This is a genomic window from Methylovulum miyakonense HT12, assembly GCF_000384075.1.
Lineage (GTDB): Bacteria > Pseudomonadota > Gammaproteobacteria > Methylococcales > Methylomonadaceae > Methylovulum > Methylovulum miyakonense.
This window is the reverse complement of sequence record NZ_KB913025.1, coordinates 1,356,801-1,377,116: the sequence shown is the minus strand read 5'-3', so window position 1 is coordinate 1,377,116 and position 20,316 is coordinate 1,356,801. Positions and strand designations below refer to the sequence as shown.

Below are 20,316 nucleotides of genomic sequence, written 5' to 3'. Positions count from 1 at the left end.
GAGGTTAGGAACCCCAACAACCCTATGCAGCAGATGTTGTGCCCTCTGGGTACAACCTACATTGAAAAAATCTAAACGGAGACCACCATGACCACAGCCACCCTAGTCGTACCTGAAGACGATGCCAATTTGGCATCTGAAATCGTCAAAGATTACATCAAACAATTACGCGCCATCGACACTTACGACACCTATGCAGGCTGGTCGGAAGCGAAAATCATCGACCCTGTGGTGCTGACCAAAGAGCGCAAACAGAAAATCCCCGTGGTTGGCGATCCGGATGAAATCACCATCGCCCGCCTGAAAGCCTATTACAACTCCGTCGCCACCTTGTTGGAGAAAAAAACCGGGCTCATGGCAGCCCCGATAGTGCATTTAAGCCACGAAGGTTTTGGGCGCGCCCTCATCATGGTCGGCAAGCTGATCGTGGTCGATAAAATCCTACGCGATACCCACCGCTTCGGTTTTTCCAGCTTAGCGGATTTGGTCGAGAAAACCGACAAAGTCATCGAAAAAGCGATGGGCTTGATCGAAAAATACAACGCCGCTGCAACTGACTGAGGACTGCCGATATGAGTGAAGAAGACATCAGACAATTGGAAAAGGAAGTCAAAAAAACCAAACGCTTGGCCAGTGAACAGGCGATGGAATTGCATGATTTGATTGAAGACCGCCTGCCGGAAGCGTACGGCGAGCTGCTTGGCATTGCCAACGCCACTTATGTGGCTTGCAAAAATTGGGACAACGCCAACAAAAAACTGCTCGCCGCGCAAGCGGAACTGGCCTAAGGGGAGCTGCCATGGCTGAATTTGTCACGGGCGTCACCTACGGCGGCTCGGTATGGACTCCGTCCTACGTCACCGACATCAACGCCAAAACCTGCATAGGCTGCGGCCGCTGCTTTAAAGTTTGCCCACGCGATGTGTTTGATTTGGTGGAAAAATCTTCCATTATGGAAGCCGAAGGTTTTGATGACGATTATGGCGATTTTGAGGACGATGACGAGAATATGGTCATGACCATCAAAAACGCTTTGGATTGCATTGGTTGTGAAGCTTGTTCGAAAGTGTGTCCAAAAGATTGCTTCACCCACGAGCATAAAGTCGCTGCGTAATTGTAGGTTGGGGTGAGGAACGAACCCCAACAATATTGCCTTAAATGTTGGGGTTCCTATCGTCACCCCAACCTACATTAATTAGAGGAACCCGCCATGCCTAGACCTGATAAACACGTTTTTGTCTGCACCCAAAACCGTCCGCAAGGCCACCCCCGTGGCTCTTGCGCCAGTTCGGGTTGTGCTGAAGTCATGAATGAATTCATGAACGAGATCCAAGCCCGTAATCTGTTTGAGAAAATCGGCCTGACCAACACGGGTTGCATGGGGCCGTGCAATATGGGGCCGACTGTGTTGGTGTATCCCGAAGGCGTGATGTACGGCAACCTGAAAAAAGACGATGTCAAGACCATCATTGAGCAGCATTTGATCGGCGGCACACCAGTCGCCGCTTTGCAGATGCCCGCCGAGGTTTGGTAGTGGCGACAGTCAATTTTCTCGAAGAACGGGTGCTATTCAGCCCCACTGTCCCTGATGCCGTCAACCAACTGCTGCAAGCGGCGGTTGCCGCCAGCCATGCCGATCCGGTGCGGGCGGAAAAACTGTTTCTACAAGCACAAGCTTTGGATAAACATTGTCTGCAAGCTTATTTTGCCTTGTACAAATTCTATTTTTACCAAAAGCGTTTGGCAGAGGCCGAAAGCGTGGTGTTGGCAGGTTTGGCGGAAGCGGCACAACAAGGCGGTTTTCCGTGCGACTATCGCCAATTGGCGGAATCGCCCGACATGTGGGATTTGTATGCCAGTGAAACCACGCTGTTTTATCTGTATACCTTGAAAGCCTTGGCGTTTATTAGGCTGCGCCAAGGTTATGACCTAGATGCACAAAGGGTTTTGGCAAACCTTAAACAGCTAGACCCGAAAGACTTGTCCGGTGCATCGGTGATTATGGATCTGGCGGCGGGAGTGGCGGCATGAACGGTTTAGCCGGACAAATCGACGCAAAGCGTGAGGTAGGCGAAGCCGTTTGCCAACGTTTGCGGGCGGAAATCGACAAATTGGGTTTTGCGGCGGATGCCATCATACCTTATCCGCACTATGGCCAAGCGCATTTTGAATTAGTCAAAGACCCCTACACCGGGGCGGAAAACCTAGCTGCTTATTGGTTTAACGCCAGCAACAACCAACGCTTAGGCCGTTTGCAGTTTAACAGCGACGGCAGTTTTTATGCCGAATACGACGTGGTTAAACCCCATCCGAGCAAAAAGCAATGGTTTGTTGAAGGTGTCAGCGCATGGGGCAAGCCCGATGCCATGAAAGCCGAAGCCAAATTGTTACCACAATTGTAATGGTTGGGGTAAGGAACGAACCCCAACAAACTAACCCCTATCCCGTTGGGGATCGTTCCTCACCCCAACCTACTTAAATGGAGAATCCCATGTTACTAGCAGATTACCAAGCCAAAGGCTTACTCACTGTCACCCTCGTCAACGGCGAAACCAGCACCAAAGGCGTGTACGCGTATCGCGGCGATTTGGTGCTGAAAGAAGGCGAGAAGTGCGAAAGCTCATCTAATCCGAATGACCGCAAACCGCCAGAAGCCTTGCTGGTGCATTCCGCATTCATCGTTGAAAACGATAAAATCGTTTTCCTGAACGGCTTGTTGCCTAAACTGGAATTGTTGCCGATGTTTGTCGAAAAATATGGCGCAGATTTGGCGGTGGATTGCATTGCCATCCTTTACATCGAAAACATAGCCAAAGCCATGCAAGTCGAATTGTCAGGCGTGACCTACAAATTGCTACCCTTCAAGGAAGGTCTGGTATGGAATGAATTCTTGGAAGAGCTGTACATCGAAAAACACGAACTGAAAAACCAATCCGCCGAAGACAAAGTGGCCATCGCTTATGCCGCCGCCAAATCCTACAAAGCCAAAGGCGCGTTGGTGTCTTATGAAGAAGCCGCAGCCAATACGATTGTTGTAGTGAAAGAAGCGGCGGTTGGGGCGATTTAAGCATGAACGCGAGTTTCCAAGCCCCCGCCTCACTGCCATTAAGTTAAGGAATAAATATTAATATTCATGCGGTTACGGTTGTATTTTTGCGGTGCATATCAATCGTAGGTCGGGTTAACGTCAGCGTAACCCCACATTTGGGTGCTGATGCGTCGGGTTACGCTATCGCTTTTATGCCCTTTAGGTAAACCCGACCTACAAATTCGTTCGTAACTAATTGTTTTATTTTGATTAAAACCTTAACTTAATGGCAGTAAAGCTCCCGCTTGGGAACTCACGTCTCAAAAATTCTAGCTTCGATAATCATGGGAAGCTAGAGCTTCACGTCCTGCATTCCTAAGCCGGAGCTTGGGAACGGGCAACCCAGCTCATATGGCTATTTTCGTGAATTTCGTGTTTTTCGTGGACATTAAGGGGCTACCATGAAGCTACAAATAGAACGCCAGCATGTGGAAGCTTTGGTCAGTGAATTCCCACGCTTGGTAAACCTGCAAGACCAACTACGTTTTGGCAACAAGGCCGAAGTGCCGTTCCGCAACCTGTCCACTAGCGAAATCAATTATCTGCAACTGCTTTACCAAAAAGACAGTAGCTTGCAAGGCCAGGCCGCACAATTGTCGACATTGCAACAGGCAATGAACGATGACACTGTGCGTTTTGAGGAAGATGATCTGGAAATGCTCTTGCCCGCCATCGCCCGTTATCTGGTCAATAACGCGTTGCGTGGCTGGCTGTTCCATGCCAATGTCCAAGGCAAACCCATGGCCTATCTGGTCACACGCCTGGATTACACGCCTTCGGGCGAGGAAGAAACCGGACGCGTCACGCTGGAGCTGAAAGCTAACGCCAAAGGCAAGATCGCCATCAACACCGTGACCATCCGCGCCCGTGATATCGTGAATAAAACCGTCACGGAAATCTTCATGGACAAGGGCTATCTGAAAGAAACGCCTGAACTGATCGCCGCTTACGACGAAGCCGCCAGCCGCTATTTTGATTGGTGCGGACAATCCGGCGCCCAGTTCCTGGGGAAAGGCACCGGCTTTTTCGCCGAAGACCCGACCGCCACGCACCGCAACACCGATTGGGCGAAAAAAGATGTGGTGGTTTTGTCCACCGAAGGCGGCAACGCCCGTCTGGTCTGCGATGAAAGCATCTTGAGCGAGCGGGCGTTAACCGCCGATGCCAAAGGCGACATCCTCGCCAAATACCTGCGCAAAGCCGCCAAAAGCACCCGCTACGACAGCAAAATCGAGCTAGAAGCCGAAGCCTCGCAGGCGGAAATCCCCAAAGGCTTGTTCACCGACCTGCCAGTACACGGCTATTTGCTGATGTTCCACTTGGAGCTGCACCACCATTTATGGGTGCATGTGAATGACATCCAACCCTACCAATACCAGCCGGAACTCAAACAAAAGCTGATTTTGCGCGAAGAACAGATTGATTTGATCGACATTTTGACGGCGGAAATGGATGTGCTGATGGATGACATCGTGGCCGGAAAATCGGGCGGCACGACAGTGCTGTGTGCCGGGCCTGCGGGGGTCGGGAAAACGCTGACCGCCGAAGTGTATTCGGAAATCATCCGGCGGCCTTTGTACCGCGTGCATTCCGGGCAATTGGGCCTAAATGTCAGCGAAATGGAAAAAGCCCTGAAAGACGTGCTGACCCGCGCCCAGCGCTGGGGGGCGGTGATGCTGATCGACGAGGCCGATGTCTACATCAAACGCCGCGACAACAACATCACCATGAACGCCGTAGTCGGCGTGTTCTTGCGGGTGTTGGAATATTTCAACGGCCTGCTGTTTTTGACCACCAACCGCGTTGATGACATTGACGAAGCGATTGTGTCCCGCTGTATCGCCTTAATCAAATACTACCCGCCAGACAGTGAAGCGCGGGGCAAAATCTGGCAAGTGATGGTGGCGCAATTCGGCTTGGCGATTGATGTGGATTTAATCGCGCAATTAGTCGATATTTTCCCCGAAGCCACCGGACGCGATATTAAAGGCTTATCAAAACTGGTCGCCAAATATTGCCAACATAAAAACGCCTTGCCGACTTTGGAGGTGTTTAAGCGGTGTTCGGTGTTTCGGGGGATGGAATTGGCGGGTTGAATGTGAATTTAATGGTGGGTGGGCAACTCGGCTTTTTATAGGCATCTTTTTATATCATTTTCCATAAGTAGTGCCTTTGGCATCCTATTTTCTCGGATAGGATGCTTTTTTTTGTCCGATAGCCCTGCTGGCCCATGAAAACTAATGGGATCCGGTAGGTTGGCAAATAAATTGCTCAATAATCCAAAGGTAACCCGGCCTATTTTAAGCCCTTGAAAATAGGTCACTAAACGGCCTATCACAACAAAAATGGCAACAAACTCCATTTTATTGTTAGGTTTACTACAATCACATTCTGAGGAATGACCCACCAATGTCATTAACACGACTATGAAATTTAAAACCCTCTCCATTAGCGATTCAGAAACATTGATTAAAGAAGCCAAGCCCTTGATCTTGGATTGCCGGGATCTGAAAGATTACAAAGCCGGACATTTGGACGACGCCCTACATGTCCACGAAGGCCTGAAAGAATCCTTAATCAAACGCGGTGACAAGCAACGCAGCCTATTGATTTATTGTTATTACGGCCACGCCAGCGAACACCTTGCCGAATTTTTCAGTGATTTTGGTTTCAAACAGGTTTACAGCTTGGAAGGCGGCTATTCCAGCTGGAAAGAAAAGCATCAGGCGGCATGATGAAGCCAGAAATTTGGGATTGGTTACAAAATAACTATTTTTCGGTGACCCAACCAACACTCAAAAACAATGCGGGCATTTGGCCGTTAATCCTCGCCAGCCAGCAAGGCCGTGGCGATGTCGTCAATTTTTTGCTCGGCCAAAATGCCGCCGTGGATGTTGTTGACGAATACGGCAACAACGCCTTATGGGCGGCTTGTTATGCCGAAAACAGTGATTGCATCACCGCATTGCTAGGCGCGGGCATTAGCCTTAATTACCAAAACCCTGCATCCGGTGCGACCGCATTAATTTATGCCGCCTCAAGCGGCAGGGAAAACGTGGTCAGACAACTATTGGCGGCTGGCGCAGACCCAAGCCTGGCGACACACGATGACTTCAGCGCATTGGACTTAGCTTCCACCCGGACCATACTCAAAATATTATCCCCGCTTGTTAAATCAGGAGCTTAAAATGGACGCATTACCCCGTGACCTCGCCTTACGCATCGCCCTCGCCTCCCGCGTCCTACCCGGTGTAGACCTGCCCAAAATGTTGGGGATCTTACATGAACGCGTCGGCTCGCCTCTGAGTGATGAAAAGCTCAAATCCGTCACCGTCACCAACCTGAAAACAGGACTGGGCAGCTTGGACGGTGAAGAGGATGGCGAAGACATCGGCATCGGCCTTGCCAACATCAAACTGGCGGTACGCTATCTCTGGGGAGATGAAGCCGAAGACGAAGACTTGCCGGAAATCCAGCTTTATAAGGATGGCGACCTGCCCGAATCCATCCGCGTCGCCATCGGCTCCAACAGCGGCGCGTTGATCAACGGGCATTTTGGTTCCTGCATCCGTTTTTTGGTTTACCAATTGTCCGCACAGGATTATCGCTTGATAGACATCCGCTCCACTATCGAAGCGGACAGCGCGGAAGACCGCAACCTGTTCCGTGCCAATTTAATCAAAGACTGCCATGTCATGTTCGTGCAATCCATCGGCGGCCCGGCGGCGGCTAAAGTCATCCGTGCCGACATTTACCCGATCAAAGTGCCGGATGTCATAGAGGCGGTGGAGCAATTGAAGGAATTCCAGAAAGTGTTTGATGCGCCGCCGCCATGGTTTGCCAAGGCGTTGGGGCGTTCGGCGGAAGAAAGCGTTAGGTTTACGCATGATGCGGGGTGTTGAAAGCTGCCTCCATATACTAGCTCCGGAAATAGCCTCCCTGATTGCTAAGGCTGGCTATTTCCGGCTTTTATCTGCATATTTTTAGGCAATACCCCGTAATTTCACCAGAATTCTTGGGCATGGATGATAGCGGCAGACCGCCACAGCGTTAAGGATAGGCTTTTCAGGCAAAAACGGATGAGGCTTTTAACAAGAAACCATCACTAGCAATAATCACGGCGGATGCTTACCCGCTTTCCTAGTGATAGGGAATACGAAATTCCGTGGCTGATGACGGTTTAGCCTTTTCTCGATAATCTTAGCGAAGGCATGGCCACCACTAAAGCAAAACGGAACCAGCGCCTTAAGGTTAATGGTTTATCAAAATTTGAACGCTAATCCTCAGCCCCAAAACACTTAGGGTAATCAATACAAACCTCACACGAGGGCGCGCGGCAAACATAAATGCCTTCCGCCTCGCATAACTGTTTGTAGAGGAATTTTTTCCACTTCATATCCTTGTTGTTTTTGGCGGCAAGTTCGGGGAAGTTGTAGTGCAGCATCGCGCTGAGTTGCGGGCGCGACCACAACCCTAAATCCTGCCAAAGATGGTCGCTACCTAAAGAGCCGGCGACGATGATGGCTATCATCCAATCAGTTTCCGGCGTTTCCTTGCTATAAAGCTTGAGCAGGTTCACCAGGTCGTCTTTCTCCAGCATACGGCTATAGTCCAGCTTACTGCCCGACGGGGCTTGTTCCGGAAAGTTTACGCTAGGGAAATAATGGTTAGTCAAAACCTTAAAGTGTTGGGGCTCCAACCCCAGATAGTCAGGCAATACCCCCGCCCCATCGCACCAACTGGCCAACATGCAGGCCAGCCAATCATGGTTAGGCGTAATGATGGATTCTGGCATGAGCCGGTCATAGAAGCGTTCCCGGCTATCCTGGAGTTGGAGCGCGGCGGACATGGCTTAATATTCGACCAAAATGTCTTCGTCACGGACAATCATCTGGCAGGCCAAGCGCCAAGGCGGTGGCAAGTCATCGACGATCACTTGCTCCATCTCTTCTTTAGAGATTTTGCCGCATTGCCGTAACACGGCTTTTTCTTTTTCCGTTAAGGTCCCGCCCATGCGTTCAAGTTTTTTATCGACGCTGCTGACCTTAACCAGGCAAGTGCCGCATTCGCCATCTTCACACTCAAAATTAATGGGGATTTTGTTTTCGCGGGCAAGTTTTAACAGCGTTTGGGTGTGGCTACCAGCGACCGCATAGACGGTTTTGTCTTTATATTGGGGGTTTGAAAAAGTGATCAAGGCCATGGGTTTTGCTCCTGTGAAGTTTGGTTTAGACGGGCCGGACTTTAATGACACCGCCCAGCACTTGCGCTTGGCAAGCCAAGCGGTTGTGTTTGCCCGCCATGTTTTCGCGCAGGACTTTATCTTCCAGCACGGACGGTTCGGTCAGGTTGTTCCAGCCTTCGGTGACTTTCATAATGCAGGTTCCACAATCGCCTTCGCGGCAACCGTAAGTGATGCCGGAGCCGACTTTTTCGGAAATTTCGATGATCCGTGTGCCGGCGGGTGCGGAGACAGTGACGTTGATGTCTTCAAAGGTGATGGTAGCTTTCGCCATGATGTTGCTCCTGTTGGAGGGTTGTTAAAATTATGTTTGTTGTCCACGAAATACACGAAAGGCACGAAATTACATTCATCGTTCCCAGTTTCCGGCATGGAAACTATAAAAGGGAAGCCCATCAATAAACAGCGCACGATGGGCTTTCATTACGCCAGCCCATCCTACAAATTTTTTCGTCTATTTCGTGGACAAATATTCACTCGGCTCTACGCCAGATCCGCCATATCAATGACTTTGCTTTGCCGTTGCCCCACCAATTCCTGGGCCAGTTCACGCCCGAAATCATGGCATAAGGCGATCTCTTCCTCGGTCGGGATCAGCTTGATCCGCAGGCCTGGCACGGGTACGCGCAATTTCAGGCCGCGCAAACGGTCTTCCACCATCCGCACGGCTTCGCCGCTCCAGCCGTAAGATCCGAACACGCCGCCGAGCTTGGACTTTAAGTTGATGACCGCCAGCGACGACAGCAAATCCCAAACGGGCTTGACGGCATCGCCGTTAATGGTGGGGGTTCCGAAAACAATGCCATCCGCACCTTCGATCAAATCCACAAACGGTTCCAGCTCGCTGCCTTCCAAGTCATACAGCGACACCCGCACTTGCTCGATGACCATCGCGCCTTCGTAAATCGCTTCAGCCATGCGCTGGGTGTTGCCATAGGAGCTGATGTAAAAAATCAGCAGGGTTTTCTCACCGTCATGGTTTTCGTTTTGCAAAGCCGCTTGTGACAGTTCACGGTAACGCTTCACGTAACGCTGTGGGCGGTCACGCAACAACGGCCCGTGCGCGGGGGCAATTTTTTCCAGCGGCAACAGCGGCTCGATCAGATCCAAGGCACGGTTCACATAGTCCTTGAACGGGCGCATGATGTGTGCGTAGTAATATTCAAACGAGAAACGGAAATCGCCGACCTGGTCGTTGAACAAGCGGCTGTCGCAAAAATGGCAACCGAACACATCGCCGGAAAACAGCGTGTGTTCTTCCGGCAAGTAGGTGCATTGGGTATCGGGCCAATGCAGATAGGGCGTGTGCAAAAATTGCAGCGTCCTATCGCCTAGCGATACGCTGTCGCCCGTCAATACGGGCGTGAATGCCAAATCGTCTTGCTTCAGCAAGGCTTTGACCATGGTCTGCGCTTTTTGCGAGATGTATAGACGCGCTTGTGGGGCGCGGCGCATCAGCTCTGGCAGCGCGCCAGTGTGGTCAGGCTCCAGATGGTTCAAGACGATGACGCTGATCTCGTCATAGCGCGCCACGGTTTCCAAACGCGCGAAAAAATCGGCGGCGAAGCTTTCCTTCACCGTGTCGATGATCGCCACGCCAGTGCTGCCACGCACCAGATAGGCGTTGTAGCTGGTGCCGTTGGCGGTTTTTAAAATGATGTCGAAAGTGCGCAGATGCGGATCCAGCGCGCCTATCCAATGCACCCGCCCAGACAAGGCCACGGCTTGCGCGACGCCATCGTGAACCAGTAGCGGCGGCTTAACCATGACCGCAGCTTGCTTGGGCAAGCGTCTTAGGACAGCTTTCCAAATCCGCGCCGGTACGCTCCGTCAAGCCTATCCATTCATCCACTAACTGCGGGTCGAAACCCACGCGCAAATCCTCGCCCACTTGCAACAACGGGCGGCGGATCAGCAACGGGTTATCCACCATCAACGCCAAGGCGCGTTGCTCATCCAATTTTTCCGGCCTGATTTGGCCAATTTTTATCGCCGGTGCGCTGTAGTTAAACCAGTTGCGCACGGGCAGCGAACCAAAAAAAGCACGCAAACGGTCTGCGTGCCAAGCTTCGGATAATAAATTTTTAGCGATCACCTGGTGCCCCGCCGCCACCAGCAGCTCTTTTTGCCGCCGATTATTGATGCAGCCCGGTTTCTCGTAAAACACCACGGTAGCCATTGTTTGTCCTTAATGCGATTGCAGCTCGGCCATCGCTTCCGCCATTTTTTCCGGCGGGATGCCTGTCAATGAGCCAGGCGGGTTGATGGCTTCGCCTAATGAATTCAAAATTGCGCCCTCAATCGGGCAGATGCTCGCGCACTGGAACACCGGATAATCGCCTTCGCATTCCGTGCATTTGTTGGGATTGACCTTAAAATGCGGCTTGCTTTCGAAAATCGCCTTGCTAGGGCAAACGGGTTCGCAAGCAAAGCAGTTGACGCAGGATTCGATGATTGTTACTGCCATGTCGGACTCCAATGTAGGATGGGCTGAACTAAGGAAGCCCATCACAATGCCTGATTGATGGATGGGCTTCCTTGCGTCAGCTCATCCTAGGTTTTATGCGCTCGCCCGCAATGCTTCGGGCTTGGCGTCCAACTTGCCCGCCGCCGCCATTTCCTTGTACACCGCCAACACCGCGTCTTCAATGGGTTCCATCGCGTGTTCCCCATTGGGCATGATGCCGGCCTTTTCCAGCAAATCCCAAGGCTCGTAACCGACTTTGGAACACAACACCGCTTCGCAACCGGCCAAGGCGCGGACGGTTTGTTGCAGGACGCTTTCGCCATCGCCGCAAGTGCTGTCGCCGCCACAGTATTGGTCGGCCTTGCGGTGGCTGATGAAACGCACGCCGTCGGGGGAAGCTTCATAAATCAAGAACTCTTTGGCATGACCGAAGTGGACATTGATGAGCCCTTGTCCACTGGTCGCCACTGCCATGAGCACAGGGCGGGTTGCCAATTTAGGTTCGGCCTTGAACTGCTCGGCTTTCTGTGATTTTTCCAAACGCTTGCTGTCCATTTCCTCTTGGATGGCCTGATGGATGACTTTACGTTTTTCCATCGCCGCCGAATAGTCAATCTCCATCTCTTCAATCTTATCCAGCGTGAACTCATCGCCCCGGTCTTCGCCCAACAAGCCCACCGCATCGGCACGGCATTGGCGGCAATGGCGCATCATGTTCATGTCGCCGGAACAACTGTCTTGCAGGTCTTGCAGTTCATCTGGAGTCGGGCCGCGCTGGCCCATCACGCCGTAGAAGGTGCCGTGTTCGGCTTCGGCAATCAGCGGCATGACATTATGCAAAAATGCGCCTTTGGATTTGACCACGCGGCTGACTTCCGCCAAATGCTGGTCGTTGACCCCAGGGATCATCACCGAATTGACCTTGACCAATATGCCTTTGGCAATCAACATTTCCAGGCCTTTTTGTTGCTGGTCAATCAGGATTTTCGCGGCTTTTTTGCCCTTGATGCGTTTGTTGTTCCAGAATATCCACGGATAAATCTTCGCGCCGATTTCAGGGTCAACACAGTTGATGGTGATGGTGACATGGTCGATATTGTGTTTGGACAATTCTTCCACAGCATCGGGCAAAGCCAAGCCGTTGGTCGAGACGCAGAGCTTGATGTCCGGAGCCTCTTCGCTTAAACGGCGGAAGGTCTCGAAAGTGCGCTCAGGGTTGGCGAGCGGGTCGCCAGGGCCCGCGATACCCAACACGGTCATTTGCGGAATCGTCGCCGCGACCGCCATGGTTTTTTTCACGGCTTGGTCAGGGGTCAACAATTCGGACACCACGCCAGGACGTGATTCGTTGGCGCAATCGTATTTGCGGTTGCAGTAATGGCACTGGATATTACAAGCCGGAGCCACCGCAACGTGCATACGCGCAAAATAATGATGTGCGTCTTCCGAATAACACGGATGGTTCTGGACTTTTTCCCGGATCGAATCGGGCAGTGTGTCCATTTGGTTGTCGGTGGTACCGCAAGAGCTGGCAGAGCAGCCGCCTTTTGCCGCAGGGGCTTCATTTAATACGGGTAATTGCATGGTGATGGCCTCGGTTGTCTGTTTGAGATAGGTCAATGCACAGCCCGTGCCAATGGCAATTTATTTGATTATATTGTTGATTTATCTGCTTTTATTATTTTTTAAGCAAGGGCATTGTTATAAACATAACAGCCAACTTTTTAAGTTTTGTAATGAACAGGACAATGTTTTTGGCCGGTAACCGCAGCAATGGCAGCCTCTTTTCCGTAGGCAAAAAAATAGCCACCCATTGGGTGGCTATTTTCCTTACCGCAGATAATGGTAGTCCGGTTTACAAATAATCGAGTATCAGGAATAAAACAACGGTTAAGCCCAAACCGCAATGGATCACACCATTAACGCTCGCATAGAACTTCATTTTGCCGCCAGCAGGTAATTTTTGCAGTGCGCCCAGATGTTTGATCATGGGATACGCGCCGTTATATTCCAGCACCAAAATGACCAGCACGGCGGCAATAAACGCCAAGGCACTGAAACTATGCGGATAATGCGCCGAAGCCCCCATGAAAAACAACATAGGGATGGAGAACAACGTGTTGGTCCTTGATGCCAAACCCGCCGTTGCCGCCGCGCCTGCGGCTTCTGGAAAAGCTTCGCCGCCTTTGGCGACTTCTTCGGTCGAGGCGATCAAGATTTTTTGGTTTGGCCAGATAATTAACCAAACATTGGTAAACATAAAAATGGCGATCAACGCCCCCACGTAAATGTCCATGGACATGCCACCGCCACGGATGCCAAAAATGCCCAAACCTGTCAGCAAGGTCAGCACGGCACCCCAACGGAACCACCATAAAGCGCGTGGCACCAGTTTTTGTATGGCATCGGATTTTGCCCCTGCTTCGGCTTCCTTAAAGTATTCCATTTGCACAAAGTTGAAATAATAAAGCAACCCGATCCACGTCACGCCCGCCAAAAAATGTCCCCACCTCAATAACATTTCTATGCCGATGCTTGTTGTTACTATACCCATAACTCCACCTCATAATTTTTATAATTTTAATAAAATGCGCCTGCCGTTTGACAATCGCACCGAGAGCATTACAGGATAATTTTTTCATGTCAAGTTAAATCCATGGCCATCATGGACATCAGGAACAGCCGCTTAACAATTTGATTTTTAATATTTTTTAAAGCCTGGTTTTGTCCGGCACGGACGCCACCCGGCCCAGCACACAAGATGCCCAAAACGCCTTTGCCCCCCGGTTTATTGGCCTTTATTTTCAGCTTGTTTCACTTGGTTGCTTAATTCGGCACGTTGCTTTTCCAAAATCAGCAACTCAATTTCCTTACGCAAGTATTCCTCATCATTATGGGTCGCTTCAAAACGCTTTTGCCGTTCTTCAACCTGCGCCATCAGTTCAATCCCTTTCAGGTTGGCCTCGGTGTTGAGCTTATCCAGCAAAAGCTTTTCCTGCATTTTTAGCTTCATTTGTTGCTGCTGCTCTTGATGGTTCAATTCCAACTGCCACTCCAGTTCTTTTAGGCGTTGTTCCCGTTTGATGTTTTCAATGTGGACACGCTCCTTAACCCCGTCCCAGCTGGCCTGTTCCCGTTCGTAAGCCTTAAGCTCGTCCGCCAGCGCCTGCTCCTTTAAATAATTGTCATGGGTCAGTTTTTCTTGTAGGCCGTCTTTTTCGGCCAGGCGTTTTTTGGCAAGCAAGCTTTTTTCCAATTGCTGCACGGCCAGCCATTCCTGTTCTTTTAAAGACTGCTCGTATTTGATTTTTTCTTCATGCAAGCGTTTTTCGATTTCAAATTGCTCCAATTGCAATTTTTCCTTATCTCTTAATATCAGATGGAAACTTTGGGCGCTTTGTGAAGCCTTTGCCCGTTCAATTTCATCTTCCTGACGCAAATGTTGCAATTGCGTTTGCTTGAACAATAATTTTTGGTTTTCCAAGGCCTGTTCTTGGCGTAGCCTTTCTTGCTGCTGCTTTTCCCTAAATTCGAAATTCTTTTTTAAGACGTTAAGGTATAAAGATTCTTGGGCAAAACGGGAGTCTAGCCGCTTATCTTCGGAAAACTCTTCAAAAGTGGGTTTCAAGGAGCAAAAAGTCCGGCATTGCACATTTTTAAGGATGAGCAACTCGTTAACGGCTTTCGCGATTTGGTTTTCGGCGCCATTCAGGCCGGAGTCAATCCAAGCCCCGTCCGACAAAGCCTGTAAGCCCCTGTCAATGGCATCCCTGACCAAGCCTTCATAGGCGGTTTTGATATGCCCGTTGATGTCGCCAAGGACATCCCGGTTGGCCATCGCGTATTGTGCGGTGGCTTGGAACCGAATATCCAAAGTCGTTTCTATGCGGCAAAAACCATCATATAACTGCGAGTGGGCGACAATATTCCAAGTGGCGATCTCCAAAGGATAAAGCTTGTGGTAAAAGCGTTGCTTAAAATTCTCGGGCCTAAGATATAGCCTGTCGAAAAATCCCAAGCGGAAATGCACGATACGCCGTTCCGCATCAAAACCCGGATCCCATGCCCCATCGCCATCGCTAACCTGTTCCTGGCCAAACCCGGCAAGCCATTGGCTTAACTCTGTGTTTTCGCCATTCATAAGCCAGACCCCGACGGATTGTCATTCGCCGCTTTTAGGGCTTGGATTTTGTCCCCCATACGCTCGGCAATCAAAGGGTAGAGATTGGGGGCGAATTCAACAGTCCGGGCGTCGACTTTCCTTAAAAACCCCCGGCTGAGCAAGAAGCCCACGACAAACATCCGCGACCAATCGGAATAACGGCGGGCGCGCTCCAGCTCGGTCTTTTCGATGACCATTTCAAGTTCATCATTGCCGTTGATCCGGAACTCGGTGAATTGTTTCAGGCATTCAAACACCAGATCTTCTTCGCGTTCGGTCAAGGGCCCGGGGGCGGTAAATTCCAAACGGTAAGACAACAGGACGGTGAAAAAATCGACCATCGCCGCACACGCAAAAGCAAATAAAGAAAAGCCTTCCCACATCAAAAAAGAAGGTTTTATGTTTTCCTTAAACTGTGCATAAGTCATAAAAATAGGCATTTGCGGCCCGGTCTGCCCCATCCCCGCCGCCAAATGGTTAAAGCGCAGTTGCACTTCATTCAGCCCGTTGATGACGGCTTGATAGGTTGTGCTTTCATCACCCTCTCCACCAAGATGGCTTATGCCTTCTTCCACCTGCCGGATTTGCCCGTCAATCTCGGCAAAAGCTTTTTCCAGCTCGGACACCTGTTGTTTTTTGGTCTGATAAAGGTCGTTGTAATGCTTCCAAAAAGGCCCCTCGCCCACCAGATTTTTACTGAAGGTTATCTGGGGGTGCGTACCAAAATAGGCGGCGCTGACATCTTTGGACGCTTGTTCCAACTGTTCACGTTGTTGCGACAGCACTTTGGTCTTGACGACCAGAAGCTTGTCGAGATAACCGTTAATCTCCCCACGAAGCTGGTTTAAGCGGCTAATTTGTATGGTTTCATGTTCGGAAATCTCATAAAACTGAAAATACGAAAAGGAAATGGAGGCGGCAATAGCGATAAACAGTGAAATCCAGACGCTTAAATAGCGGGTGCGGTTCGCTTTCCAATGGATGTTGGCAATTTCCAAGGAGCAGATGACGATGATGGATTGGATGGCGGTGGTGATGATCAGGGCTATCCACGGCGTAATAAAATGCGACATGCCATAGTAAGTCGTAAACCCCGAAGCGACGCTAAGCATCAATACGATAGGGATGGACCAAATCCGCAAGAGGCTGACAAACAGCGTTTGGATACGATTGATCAAACCACCCAAGCTACCGGTATGGTTTTTATGGAGACGTCCGTTAGCCATTTGCCCCCCTAGCCCCAAGGCATGGGAAGGGTTACGGGACAAGCCAAGCCATGCTTTTGCAGATCGTTCATGAGACCAATATTCCCCTTACTTATTGTTTTTATCGGGTTAAGATATTATTTGTGCTTGTTATATCAATACCTTATGTTAAAGCGATTTATATCCGGTATTGGGCATTGTGGTCAAGATAAAAATCCGCTCCCGCTGCCTGCATTAGATAGCGAGGCGGCCCTCAAATTGAAATGCCTAGGGGACTTGGAGACGTCAGTTTGCAAAAGCACCAGGGCAAGCACATATAAAATCAATAAAATATCAATGGCTTAAATTTTAACGTTGTATAGATGAAGGCGGGATGGGGTTTGAAACCCCATCCGTAACGTTTTGGGCCACCTAAGAGGCACTAAAAACATTACGGAATGGGCAGCGGGGATAGGCGTCACGGCACATGACGCCATTTATCGGAAACCGTCCGCCCTGCACGATGCGCGGGCGTCCTTATCCATACTTTTGGTCTTCGGGCCTACCTTAGCCTAAGCCAAACTCTTACTGGCAATCTCATAAACATCTTTAGAAACCGCTTCGGTGGACATAATGCGCTCCAATTGCGCGGTCATCAAGGCTTGGCGGCCTGCATCGTAACGTCGCCAAGAGGTCAACGCGCTGATCATGCGTGAGGCGACTTGTGGGTTGAGCGTGTTCAAGGCAATGATCTGGTCAGCAAGGAATTGATAGCCTTGGCCATTGGCGGCATGGAAATGCAAGGGATTGGCCTGGCTGAACGCGCCGACCAAGGCCCGTACACGGTTGGGGGTGCCTAAATCAAAGGCCGGATGTGCCATGAGCGCTTGTACAGTGGCGAACGTGTCAGGAGCCGGACTGGACGCTTGCAAGGCGAACCATTTGTCGATGACCAAGGCTTCGTGTTGCCATTGTTGGTAAAAATCCGTAAGGCATTGCTTTCTGGCGTAGTGCGGATTGTTGACCATCACGCTTAAGGCCGCCATTTGGTCGGTCATGTTTTTGGCGGTCTTAAATTGTTGGTGCGCCCAGTTTTTGATCGCCAGATCATCCAAAGCACACAGATAACTTAGGCAGGTATTTTTGATGCGTCTGCGGCCTATCGCGCCCGCATCAAACTGGCCCGACTCATCGCGGTGGTTGTTCAGATACAGGGTTTGCAAGGCGTTTTGCAGGTTTTCGGCCAATGTGAGTTTGACGAATTCACGCGCTTTGTGGATGGCGACCACATCAATGACTTCCATTTGTTCCGCCAGATAAGTCTCGGACGGCAAGCTTAGCAACAGCGAGAAATACGACAAATCCTCCCACGGCTGGGCAAGCACTTGCCTAAAAGCGTCGATGATGATCGGGTCTAAACGCAACTCGCGGTTGTTTTGGACATCGGCAACCAGCCCGGTGATGACCTGCCCGACCAATTGCTGCCCTGCTTCCCAGCGGTTGAAGGTGTCGCTGTCATGGCTTAACAAAAACGCCAGCTCTTCAAGACTGCGTTCCATGACCAGTTTGACGGGTGCGGAGAAACCGCGCAACACCGAAATGGCAGGGGCGGCTGTTAAGCCTGTAAAGACAAAGTCTTGTTCGGCTTGGGTGAGTTCCAAAATCACTTCATCCGCAGCCGCACCGCCTTCTAATTGGCAGGGCGCGACTGAGCCGGCAGGGTAAATCAGCCCCACCTTAACCGGAATATGCAGCGGTTCTTTCACGGCTTGGCCCGGCGTGGGCGGGCAATGTTGCTTGATGGTCAACGTCAAGGTTTGCCCGGCGGCATTATAAGTATGGCTGATCGTCAACACCGGGGTTCCGGCTTGGCTGTACCAACGGCGGAATTGGCTTAAATCGACATTGTTCGCCGCTTCCATAGCCTTGACGAAATCCTCGCAAGTCACCGCTTGGCCGTCATGGCGGGCAAAATACAAGTCACTGCCTTTGCGGAAGCCTTCCGCACCCAGCAAGGTGTGGATCATGCGCACCACTTCCGCACCTTTTTCGTAGACCGTCAGCGTGTAAAAGTTATTGATTTCAATATACGCATCGGGGCGGATCGGATGCGCCAAGGGGCCGGCGTCTTCGGCGAACTGGCGGGTGCGCAGCATGTTGACATCTTCAATGCGTTTGACGGCTTTGGAGGTGCGGTCACCGGTGAACTCTTGGTCGCGGAACACCGTGAAGCCTTCTTTCAGGCTAAGCTGGAACCAGTCACGGCAGGTGATGCGGTTGCCGGTCCAGTTGTGGAAATATTCGTGGGCGATCACGCCTTCGATATGCTCATAATCGGAATCGGTGGCGGTGTCGGGTCGGGCCAGTACAAACTTGGTGTTGAACACGTTCAGGCCTTTGTTTTCCATAGCGCCCATATTGAAATGGCTGACCGCAACGATCATGTACAAATCCAAATCGTATTCGCAGCCGTAAACTTCTTCGTCCCAGCGCATGGCGTTTTGCAGCGACTGCATGGCGTGGGCGCATTTGTCCAGATCATGCGGCTCGACAAAAATCTGCAAGCTGATGTCACGGCCCGATTGGGTGGTGAATTTATCTTCGAGGCACTCCAATTGTCCGGCAACCAGCGCAAACAAATAACATGGCTTGCTGAACGGGTCTTCCCAGCTCACCCAATGTTGGTTGCCGGGCAATTCGCCTTGGGCAATTTTATTGCCATTGGAGAGCAGCACCGGATAGCGGCCTTTATCCGCCACCAGCGTGGTGGTGAATTTTGCCATCACGTCGGGACGGTCAAGGAAATAGGTGATTTTGCGGAACCCTTCGGCTTCGCATTGCGTGCATAACATGCCGTTGGACAGGTATAGCCCTTCCAGCGCCGTGTTGATTTTGGGGTTGATGGTGTTTTCTATCGTCAAGACAAACGGTTGCTGTTGCGGCACGTTGTAAACCGTCAAGGAATCCAAGGTCTTTTGATAATCCTTATCCGTCAGTTCCGTATCGTCATTCAGGACTATCCGTCGCAAAAGCAAATTTTCACCCGTCAGCACCAAATCCGTTTCCATCGACCTGCTCGCCGGATTACGGCTCAGGGTAAGGCGCGAAGTCACCAGCGTGTTTTCTTCGTCCAAAACAAAATTCAATGCAACGCTGTGGATAAGATATTCAGGGACGGTGTAATCTTTTAAATAAGTGGTTTGGGGGCTCGCGTCGCGCATTAGTGATACCTGCTGTGTTTCTTTGAAGTAGCGGAAGTGCCTGGTTGTGGTTTTTTTAGGGCGGATAATGCCAGCAATAGCCAAGCGACGAGAAAACAAATCCCACCAAAGGGCGTCACTATGCCAAGCGCTTTTTCATCCAGCACCGCCAATAGATATAAGCTACCCGAAAATATCAAAATGCCAACAAACATTAGCCATCCGGACCAAATTAATAATTTGGAACCGGGGCATTGTTGGCGGAGCAAACCGATGGCGACCAAACCCAGTGCGTGCCACATTTGGTAATTCACGCCCGTCTGATAGACGGCAAGGAGTTCGGGGCTGATGACGGCTTTTAAACCGTGCGCCCCGAAGGCGCCACAAGCGACGCCCAAGAACGCGCTAAATGCACCGAGGAATAAAAAAACAGAAGGCATTATCTTTCCTTTAAACGTGGCATCAGTTGCACCAGATTGCAGGGACGGGTGCGGTGGTCGAGCTGGTCTTTTATCAAGCCGTCCCAAGCCGTGCGGCAAGCACCTGAAGAACCGGGCAAGCAAAAGATATAGGTGCCGTTAGCCACCCCTGCAATCGCCCGTGATTGGATAGTTGAGGTTTTAATGTCCTGATATGAAAGCATCCTGAAGGTTTCGCCGAAACCGTCCAAGACCTTATCTAACAAAGGCAAAACCGCTTCAGGTGTGCCATCGCGCCCGGTCACGCCCGTACCGCCTGTGCTGATAATGACATTGACGCCGTCATCAACCACCCAATTGGAAACGGCGGCACGGATTTGATAGATGTTGTCCGGGACGATGGCCTTTTCGATGACCCTGTGGCCAGCCAGTATCGCCAGCTCCACCAAGGCCTTACCAGAGACGTCATCCTGCTCGGTGCGCGTGTCCGACACCACCAGGATTGCGATGTTTAACGGGATAAAATGTTTTTCGGAATCCATGCTCATTTGTTT

Annotated in this window: 24 protein-coding genes; 11 read left to right on the top strand and 13 right to left on the bottom strand. The window is 50.9% G+C overall.

Annotated features, from left to right (window positions below; translation table 11 throughout):
* Window positions 1–87 precede the first annotated feature (87 nt).
* The 11 genes from METMI_RS0107180 (at window position 88) to METMI_RS0107125 (ending at window position 6,990) form a co-directional block, all read left to right on the top strand.
* Window positions 88–561, top strand: coding sequence for a NifX-associated nitrogen fixation protein (locus METMI_RS0107180; RefSeq protein ID WP_019865599.1), 474 nt, complete (start codon window positions 88–90; stop codon window positions 559–561).
* Window positions 562–572: 11 nt separating this feature from the next.
* Window positions 573–788 (top strand): CCE_0567 family metalloprotein, encoded by a 216-nt coding sequence (locus METMI_RS0107175; RefSeq protein ID WP_019865598.1) that lies wholly within the window; start codon window positions 573–575, stop codon window positions 786–788.
* An 11-nt stretch (window positions 789–799) separates the two neighbouring features.
* Entirely contained in the window at window positions 800–1,114 is a 315-nt protein-coding gene (fdxB, locus tag METMI_RS0107170) for a ferredoxin III, nif-specific (RefSeq protein WP_019865597.1), read from the top strand.
* A 96-nt stretch (window positions 1,115–1,210) separates the two neighbouring features.
* Window positions 1,211–1,534 carry a (2Fe-2S) ferredoxin domain-containing protein gene (locus METMI_RS0107165; RefSeq protein WP_019865596.1) on the top strand — a complete coding sequence of 108 codons (324 nt, stop codon included), beginning with the start codon at window positions 1,211–1,213 and terminating at the stop codon, window positions 1,532–1,534.
* The gene (locus tag METMI_RS0107160; RefSeq protein WP_019865595.1) at window positions 1,534–2,031 is read left to right on the top strand and encodes a hypothetical protein; all 498 of its coding nucleotides are present in this window, start codon (window positions 1,534–1,536) and stop codon (window positions 2,029–2,031) included. Before METMI_RS0107165 ends, METMI_RS0107160 begins: the two co-directional genes overlap by 1 nt.
* Complete coding sequence (locus METMI_RS0107155) at window positions 2,028–2,402, top strand: hypothetical protein (protein ID WP_019865594.1); 375 nt, start codon at window positions 2,028–2,030, stop codon at window positions 2,400–2,402. The genes METMI_RS0107160 and METMI_RS0107155 overlap by 4 nt, the downstream gene beginning before the upstream one ends.
* Before the next feature lie 89 nt (window positions 2,403–2,491).
* Window positions 2,492–3,067, top strand: coding sequence for a hypothetical protein (locus tag METMI_RS0107150; RefSeq protein ID WP_019865593.1), 576 nt, complete (start codon window positions 2,492–2,494; stop codon window positions 3,065–3,067).
* A 422-nt stretch (window positions 3,068–3,489) separates the two neighbouring features.
* Window positions 3,490–5,184 carry an ATP-binding protein gene (locus METMI_RS0107145; RefSeq protein WP_019865592.1) on the top strand — a complete coding sequence of 565 codons (1,695 nt, stop codon included), beginning with the start codon at window positions 3,490–3,492 and terminating at the stop codon, window positions 5,182–5,184.
* Window positions 5,185–5,514: 330 nt separating this feature from the next.
* Window positions 5,515–5,823 carry a rhodanese-like domain-containing protein gene (locus METMI_RS0107135; RefSeq protein ID WP_019865590.1) on the top strand — a complete coding sequence of 103 codons (309 nt, stop codon included), beginning with the start codon at window positions 5,515–5,517 and terminating at the stop codon, window positions 5,821–5,823.
* The gene (locus METMI_RS0107130; protein WP_232215191.1) at window positions 5,820–6,275 is read left to right on the top strand and encodes an ankyrin repeat domain-containing protein; all 456 of its coding nucleotides are present in this window, start codon (window positions 5,820–5,822) and stop codon (window positions 6,273–6,275) included. The genes METMI_RS0107135 and METMI_RS0107130 overlap by 4 nt, the downstream gene beginning before the upstream one ends.
* 1 nt (window position 6,276) lies before the next feature.
* On the top strand, window positions 6,277–6,990 hold the full coding sequence (locus METMI_RS0107125) for a dinitrogenase iron-molybdenum cofactor biosynthesis protein (protein WP_019865588.1): 714 nt from the start codon (window positions 6,277–6,279) through the stop codon (window positions 6,988–6,990).
* 374 nt (window positions 6,991–7,364) lie between these two features.
* Here the strand turns inward: METMI_RS0107125 and METMI_RS0107120 are convergent, their stop codons facing one another.
* The 13 genes from METMI_RS0107120 to moaB form a co-directional block, all read right to left on the bottom strand.
* Complete coding sequence (locus tag METMI_RS0107120) at window positions 7,365–7,937, bottom strand: nitrogen fixation protein NifQ (RefSeq protein ID WP_019865587.1); 573 nt, start codon at window positions 7,935–7,937, stop codon at window positions 7,365–7,367.
* Window positions 7,938–7,940: 3 nt separating this feature from the next.
* Window positions 7,941–8,291 (bottom strand): 2Fe-2S iron-sulfur cluster-binding protein, encoded by a 351-nt coding sequence (locus tag METMI_RS0107115; RefSeq protein WP_019865586.1) that lies wholly within the window; start codon window positions 8,289–8,291, stop codon window positions 7,941–7,943.
* A 25-nt stretch (window positions 8,292–8,316) separates the two neighbouring features.
* Window positions 8,317–8,604 carry a 2Fe-2S iron-sulfur cluster-binding protein gene (locus tag METMI_RS0107110; RefSeq protein WP_019865585.1) on the bottom strand — a complete coding sequence of 96 codons (288 nt, stop codon included), beginning with the start codon at window positions 8,602–8,604 and terminating at the stop codon, window positions 8,317–8,319.
* A gap of 209 nt (window positions 8,605–8,813) precedes the next feature.
* Complete coding sequence (locus METMI_RS0107105; RefSeq protein WP_019865584.1) at window positions 8,814–10,097, bottom strand: FprA family A-type flavoprotein; 1,284 nt, start codon at window positions 10,095–10,097, stop codon at window positions 8,814–8,816.
* The gene (locus tag METMI_RS0107100) at window positions 10,090–10,509 is read right to left on the bottom strand and encodes an ArsC/Spx/MgsR family protein (RefSeq protein WP_019865583.1); all 420 of its coding nucleotides are present in this window, start codon (window positions 10,507–10,509) and stop codon (window positions 10,090–10,092) included. The genes METMI_RS0107105 and METMI_RS0107100 overlap by 8 nt, the downstream gene beginning before the upstream one ends.
* Before the next feature lie 9 nt (window positions 10,510–10,518).
* Complete coding sequence (locus METMI_RS0107095) at window positions 10,519–10,797, bottom strand: 4Fe-4S dicluster domain-containing protein (RefSeq protein WP_019865582.1); 279 nt, start codon at window positions 10,795–10,797, stop codon at window positions 10,519–10,521.
* Window positions 10,798–10,890: 93 nt separating this feature from the next.
* Window positions 10,891–12,381 carry a nitrogenase cofactor biosynthesis protein NifB gene (gene nifB / locus METMI_RS0107090; RefSeq protein ID WP_019865581.1) on the bottom strand — a complete coding sequence of 497 codons (1,491 nt, stop codon included), beginning with the start codon at window positions 12,379–12,381 and terminating at the stop codon, window positions 10,891–10,893.
* A 271-nt stretch (window positions 12,382–12,652) separates the two neighbouring features.
* Window positions 12,653–13,351: a urate hydroxylase PuuD gene (locus METMI_RS0107075; RefSeq protein WP_029151532.1), complete on the bottom strand. Its 699-nt coding sequence runs from the start codon at window positions 13,349–13,351 to the stop codon at window positions 12,653–12,655.
* Between the two features lie 234 nt (window positions 13,352–13,585).
* Window positions 13,586–14,938, bottom strand: a complete 1,353-nt coding sequence (locus METMI_RS0107065; protein ID WP_019865576.1) for a coiled-coil domain-containing protein — start codon at window positions 14,936–14,938, stop codon at window positions 13,586–13,588.
* Window positions 14,935–16,185, bottom strand: a complete 1,251-nt coding sequence (locus METMI_RS0107060; protein WP_019865575.1) for a hypothetical protein — start codon at window positions 16,183–16,185, stop codon at window positions 14,935–14,937. The genes METMI_RS0107065 and METMI_RS0107060 overlap by 4 nt, the downstream gene beginning before the upstream one ends.
* 530 nt (window positions 16,186–16,715) lie before the next feature.
* Window positions 16,716–19,364: an aminopeptidase N gene (pepN, locus tag METMI_RS0107055; protein ID WP_019865574.1), complete on the bottom strand. Its 2,649-nt coding sequence runs from the start codon at window positions 19,362–19,364 to the stop codon at window positions 16,716–16,718.
* Window positions 19,364–19,783: a DUF423 domain-containing protein gene (locus METMI_RS0107050; protein ID WP_019865573.1), complete on the bottom strand. Its 420-nt coding sequence runs from the start codon at window positions 19,781–19,783 to the stop codon at window positions 19,364–19,366. The genes pepN and METMI_RS0107050 overlap by 1 nt, the downstream gene beginning before the upstream one ends.
* Complete coding sequence (moaB, locus tag METMI_RS0107045) at window positions 19,783–20,310, bottom strand: molybdenum cofactor biosynthesis protein B (RefSeq protein ID WP_019865572.1); 528 nt, start codon at window positions 20,308–20,310, stop codon at window positions 19,783–19,785. Before moaB ends, METMI_RS0107050 begins: the two co-directional genes overlap by 1 nt.
* Between the last annotated feature and the right edge of the window lie 6 nt (window positions 20,311–20,316).